This is a genomic window from Chamaesiphon sp. VAR_48_metabat_403 (genome assembly GCF_031422475.1).
Lineage (GTDB): Bacteria > Cyanobacteriota > Cyanobacteriia > Cyanobacteriales > Chamaesiphonaceae > Chamaesiphon.
Genome location: NZ_JANPLS010000128.1, coordinates 1 through 5,992, shown reverse-complemented (window position 1 = coordinate 5,992; position 5,992 = coordinate 1). Strand labels below are relative to the sequence as shown.

5 protein-coding genes are annotated in these 5,992 nt (G+C 45.7%); 4 read left to right on the top strand and 1 reads right to left on the bottom strand.

Features of this window, described 5'->3' with window-relative positions:
* The first annotated feature begins 386 nt into the window (after nt 1-386).
* From RMO79_RS06475 to RMO79_RS06465, 3 genes are read left to right on the top strand one after another with little or no spacing between them, the layout of a single operon-like run.
* The gene (locus tag RMO79_RS06475) at nt 387-2,660 is read left to right on the top strand and encodes a TonB-dependent hemoglobin/transferrin/lactoferrin family receptor (protein ID WP_310482239.1); all 2,274 of its coding nucleotides are present in this window, start codon (nt 387-389) and stop codon (nt 2,658-2,660) included.
* 57 nt (nt 2,661-2,717) lie between these two features.
* On the top strand, nt 2,718-3,677 hold the full coding sequence (locus RMO79_RS06470; RefSeq protein WP_310482238.1) for an ABC transporter substrate-binding protein: 960 nt from the start codon (nt 2,718-2,720) through the stop codon (nt 3,675-3,677).
* A gap of 6 nt (nt 3,678-3,683) precedes the next feature.
* The gene (locus tag RMO79_RS06465; RefSeq protein WP_310482237.1) at nt 3,684-4,640 is read left to right on the top strand and encodes a fructosamine kinase family protein; all 957 of its coding nucleotides are present in this window, start codon (nt 3,684-3,686) and stop codon (nt 4,638-4,640) included.
* 64 nt (nt 4,641-4,704) lie between these two features.
* Here the strand turns inward: RMO79_RS06465 and RMO79_RS06460 are convergent, their stop codons facing one another.
* Nucleotides 4,705-5,475: an MlaE family lipid ABC transporter permease subunit gene (locus RMO79_RS06460; protein ID WP_310482236.1), complete on the bottom strand. Its 771-nt coding sequence runs from the start codon at nt 5,473-5,475 to the stop codon at nt 4,705-4,707.
* A 349-nt stretch (nt 5,476-5,824) separates the two neighbouring features.
* Between RMO79_RS06460 and RMO79_RS06455 the strand changes: the two genes are divergently transcribed.
* Nucleotides 5,825-5,992 (top strand): NTP transferase domain-containing protein (locus RMO79_RS06455; RefSeq protein ID WP_310482240.1); only part of this gene is annotated, 168 nt, incomplete at its 3' end.

The window sequence follows — 5,992 nt, the reverse complement described above, 5'->3', positions numbered from 1 at the left end:
TTCAGACAGCACCAGATATACGTTTAAATTAATGAAATATCTTCTCAATAAAATCTACCACATTTCGATCGCCAATTGTGAAATGCTCGCAGCTTGCATCATTTGGCTTAATCCGGAGGGAAGTGGTGGAAAGGGAAAAGGGTAATAATCACTATCTACGACCCTTTTGGCTGGATCGCGATCGTCGAGATAATTGCAGATCCGATCGATTTCAATAACTTAACATCAGTTTGTTGATAATTATTAGCAACTAATGGTAAATTAGTTAAAAAAGTGGATCTAGTACGGTCGCTTGTCTAAACTCAACAAGTAAAGACGATCGATTCTCCATTGGCGCATCGCTGCCACCGCACTATCCCCAGTTCAAAAAAATCAATACACCCATCATGAACCGTTACGCACTCCTTGGCAATAGCCTTTGGCTGCTACTGTATGCGCCCATCGCTTTGAGCCAGACAGCCATTGAGCCTCCGTTACTGCCGCAACGAGTAACACAAGTCAATATTCCTAATACCACCGTCGAACCACAAGCAGATGCAGAAATAGAAATCACCGTCATTGGCACTCGTACTCGCCGCGCGCTCAAAGACTCCCCTAGTACGGTGTCGGTACAGGATAGACAAGATTTGGATCGAAATTTCGTTCGTAATTTGGACGATACAATTCGGTACGAGCCGGGAGTATCGGTAGATAATCGCCCTGCTAGAGCTGGCAATGGCAGCGTGAATATTCGGGGAATTGAGGGCAATCGGGTGTTGATGTTAGTCGATGGGATTAGATTGCCAGATATCTTGGGGATGACAAATACCAATCGCAATTTAGTAGACTTTGACTGTATCAAACGGATCGAAATTTTACGCGGCTCGGCATCGAGTTTGTATGGTAGTGACGCGCTCGGCGGTGTGGTAGCTTATACCACCAAAGATCCTGAAGATTATTTGCAGGGGAGAAATGTCAGCCAGCAGGTAAAGGCGACATATATCGGCGCAAGTCGCAATCTGAGTGAAAATATCGTCCTCGCCGATAAACGCGGCGATATTAGCACGTCTGTGTGTTACACCCGCCAAGATGGACGCGAGACGAGTAATCTGGGCAATATTGCGGCTAATCCTCAAACCGTGGGGGGTAATAATCTGGTGGGGAAGGTTGCTTATCAACTCAATCCTCAAAATCAGCTCATTTTGACAGGCGAATTATTCGATAGGCGGACGCTGACGACTGTTAATAGTAGTCTGGGAGCTTTACCGGGTGCGCCAGGGCAAACAGTCAACCGCACGAATCAGACGGCTGACGACAATAACGCTCGCGGGCGCGTGAGCTTGGGTTATACATATAGTAATCCGACTGGGGGCGGAGTTCAGAAACTCAAATCGAATATCTATTATCAAAATGCCAATACTACTGAAGATTCTACCGACTTGCGGACGGTTAGTAGTGCCGCAGGCACATCACTACGGCGACGCACGCCGTTTAATACCTTCCGTCAGGGGATTGTGGGTGGAGATATTCAGTTAGAAACCAATCTGGGCGGTAATGATATTCGTCAAAAGTTGGTGTATGGAATGGATCTAAATGTTACAGATACGATTAGATACCGCGATAATACTGAATTTAACATTACTACAGGCACCCAGACTAAAAATGTCGGCGGGGAAGCCTTTCCAAATCGCACCTTCCCACCAACTAAGACTACCCGCTTGGGGATCTATCTCCAAGATGAAATCGAGTTAGCTAACGGTCGATTGAGTATCATTCCTTCAGTTCGGTATGATTACTATAACCTCAATCCCAACGCGAACGATGCTGATTTTCGGCGGGTGGGCGTTCTGAGTGGACGTGTCGATGACGTTAGAGAGTTAACTGCTTCGGCGATTTCACCAAAAATCGGTGTTGTCTATAAACTTAGTCCCGAAACATCAATTACCGCTCAATATGCGCGCGGATTTCGGAGTCCACCTTATGATGATGCCGCAATTTCATTCACTAACTTTGCTCAACAATATACAGCCATTCCCAATGCTAATCTCAAACCAGAAACTGGGGACGGATTTGAAATTGGGCTGAAGACAAATGGTGTCAGTTTTAAAGGTAGTGTGGTTGGTTTTTATAATCGTTACGATAACTTTATCGATACCGTGCAAATTGGGACTGCATCGATTGGCGGACAAACTCTCAATCAGTTTCAAGCTCAGAATATTAAAGGGGCAGAAATTACAGGCGTAGAAGCTAGAGGAGAATATAAATTCAGTCAACAACCGGGCGGATTTAGCTTACTGGCTAGTGCGGCTCTAATTAAGGGAACTAATCTCGAAACTAACCAGCCATTAGACTCGATCGATCCATTTAAAGCCGTGTTAGGATTGCGCTATCGATCGAGCGACGAGCGATGGGGGACTGAGTTAGTGACAACTCTAGTTAGTAGCAAAGATCGGAATACTACGCCCACCGGATTTAAAACACCTGGCTATACCAATTTCGATCTATTAAGCTATTACAATTTTTCACCAGATACTACCCTCAATATTGGTTTGTTTAATATTTTCAACACTAAATATTATCAAGCATCCGATGTCCGTGGGGTCGCGGCAAATAGTTCGATATTGGATTTGTATACTCAGCCAGGATTTAGTGTTGCAGCTAGTTTAGGAATTAGATTTTAGGAAATATCATCGGAAAATATTTCATCAGATCGCGATATTATCTATCCCCTATCCATCATGAATACGATCGTGTCAAAAATAACTTATCTATCTATCTATGGCATGGGTGGACTGCTAATTTTAAGCAGCTTACTGTGGCTGACTGGTTGCCAAAATACCTCAAATCGATCGTCGATAACAGCGGCTAAAGCCACAGTTCCAACTGCAATTGCTACTCCCGCAGCTATAGTTGAACCGCCGCGCCTCATTACCAAAGTCACTAACGCCCAACGAGTAGTCGCACTTACATCCCTCAGTGCCGATATTATCAATCGGTTGAGTCCGACTAGACTAGTCGGGATTACGGGTAGCACACTGCTAGAAAAAAATCCCGCTTTTAGTAAATTACCCCGCGTCGCCGAAGGACGCACCCCACCCAATCTCGAAAAAATCGTCGCCCTCAAACCAGATCTAGTCATTGGTGCTGCCGGGATGCACGATGGAGTTTTAGCACAACTTCAAAATAGTGGTATTCCCACCTTAGCAACTAAAGTCGATCGCTGGGAAGCCTTAGCAGAGTTAACGAAAACATTAGCTAGCTCCTTGCAAGCCGACCCCGCACCACTACTAAAATCTTATCAAGGTTATTTTAAGCCAAAACCGACTAAAACAGCTTCTACATTGATTCTAGCCAGCGATCGGCCCTTACTCGCTCCTAATAGTAAAAGTTGGGCGGGAGATTTACTGACTCAATTTGGGGTTAAAAATGTCGTTGCCGATCTCCAGGGGAAAAGTCAATTTGCGGGCTATCTCACCCTTTCGCCTGAAAAAGTCGTCACGATCGATCCTGATGTGATTATTTTAATTAATGCCCCTGGTACCGATATTGCCAAGGTTAAAGCCAATCCACTTTTCAAACAACTTAAAGCGACTAAAAATAATCGCGTCTACGTATTTGACTATTATGGATTAGTCAATCCTGGTAGCATTACCGCGATCGATCGAGCAACCACACAATTACGCCAAATTTATCGCTGAATTCAGATGTGGAAGAACATTGGCGCACAGATTACACGAGCGACAGGTACACAGTTTGAGATTGTCGATTGTCAGTCGATCGGTGGTGGCTGTATCAACCAAGTGTATCGGATTAGCAACGATCCTCGATCGCCATCGAATCGCCAAGATTATTTGCTCAAACTCAATCGAGCATCGCTAATTGAGATGTTTGTAGCCGAAGCCGCTGGATTATCCGAACTAGGCGCAACAGCAACAATTAAAGTACCAACGCCAATTTGTTGGGGGATCGCTGGGGAATATAGCTATCTAGTTCTGGAATATCTAGATTTGACAACCACAGCTAATTCTCAAAATTGGGCTGAAATGGGCAGCAATCTAGCTGCGATGCATCGATCTCTTGAAAAGGTGCTCGACTTGGGGAAACCCCAAGAACGCACTTTTCGCTTTCGCCAGATCGATGGCGTAAAATTTGGTTGGCATACTCATAATACAATCGGTTCGACAGCACAACTAAATACGTGGGAAACAGACTGGGCAACATTTTTTGCCGATCGCCGGATCGGTTATCAACTCCAACTCGCCCAAGCCAAAGGCGGCGTTTTTCCTCAAGCTGCGGCATTACTTCAAGCAATTCCCCACATTTTAGCCGATCGTCAACCGCAACCATCCTTGGTACATGGCGACTTGTGGGGTGGTAACGCCAGTTTTACAACGGCGGGTATCCCCGTCATATTCGACCCTGCCACCTATTGGGGCGATCGTGAGGTCGATTTAGCCATGACAGAACTGTTTGGGGGCTTCCCGGTCGATTTTTACCAAGGATACGAGCGTGTTTACCCTCTAGCACCGGGCTATTCACAGCGGAAGGATTTGTATAATCTCTATCACATTCTCAATCATTACAATTTATTCGGCGGCAGTTATCGATCGCAAGCCAATACCACGATCGATCGACTGCTCCGGGACTTTCCTGGATCGTAAAATGGGAGGAGCGGGGAGCGGGGAGATTTTGGATTAAAAATAACCCTATCCACTATCCACTAATCTACAAAGATTTAGAAGCCGCACTGCCCACACCTTGAAACATGACCCAAGATAGGAAAAAATTAGAGATAAAGATGGCAAGTAAAGAAGTTACCACAGCAGTAGTGGTAGATTGTCCGACACCTTTAGCACCACCTGTAGTTGTCAAGCCCCAACTGCACCCAATGATGGCAATTAACGCTCCGAAGAAAACGGCTTTAATTGGTGCGCTGCAAAGATCCCAGGCATCTAAAAAAGTGCGTGCCGAATCGATAAAGACTCGTGCTGGCAAACTGAAGATTGTCGTGGCAATCAACAACCCACCGAGCATTCCCGTGACGATCGACAAAACTGTCAGTAAGGGTAGCATAATGCAACAAGCCACGATCCGGGGAATCACCAAATAATCGACCGGATCTGTTTTGAGGATATAAAGAGCGTCGATTTGTTCGCTGACTTTCATCGTGCCGATTTCGGCGGCAAATGCCGAACCTACTCTAGCAGCTAAGACTACCGCCGTGAGGACGGGTGCGAGTTCGCGAGTGAGGGCGAGGGCTAATACCCCGCCGACAACTTGTCCCGCACCAATATTAATAAATTCCCGTGCAACTTGAATGGTAAATACCATCCCGATTGTAGTTGATGTCACTAGGGCAATTAGTAATGATTCGGGGCCGACTAGAGCCATTTGCTCGACAATGTTCGGGTAGTTAAATCTGCCCATCAGAACATGCACGATCGCCTGTCCGCCTAATAAAATTGCTGCAATGAACCGTCTAAACCACAAAGGCATATCAATTCAGGTAATCGATCGTTAGTAATCTCACAGCTCATACCCATTCAGATCGGCTTGTGCTGCGGTTGAGTCTTACGGTTAGAGGTGAAAATGGCGATTCGCGCCAATATTTTCGAGCTGGTACGAGATGTGAGTAATATGATTATACGAGAAGCACGATGTTTACAAAACAATCGATCGTGATTCTCTGCTAATCCGCAGCCAACAAGGGGCATTTTCGCGATCGGGTAAACTAGCGATAACTCGAATGTGCCAACGGAGTTTGTCAAAGATTGCATCGATGCTTCGAGCAATAGGGTATTTTAAGAGAGGCTTTATTTAGTTTCCTTCGGTAGTAGTCATATTTATGGTAGCAGTAGCAATTCTAGCAGCGGGCAAAGGCACGCGAATGAGATCGGACTTACCCAAAGTATTACACTTACTGGGAGGACGATCGTTAGTCGAACGGGTATTAATCGGGTGTGGAGTGCTACAACCCGAACGCCAGTTAGCGATTGTCGGCTATCAAGCTCAC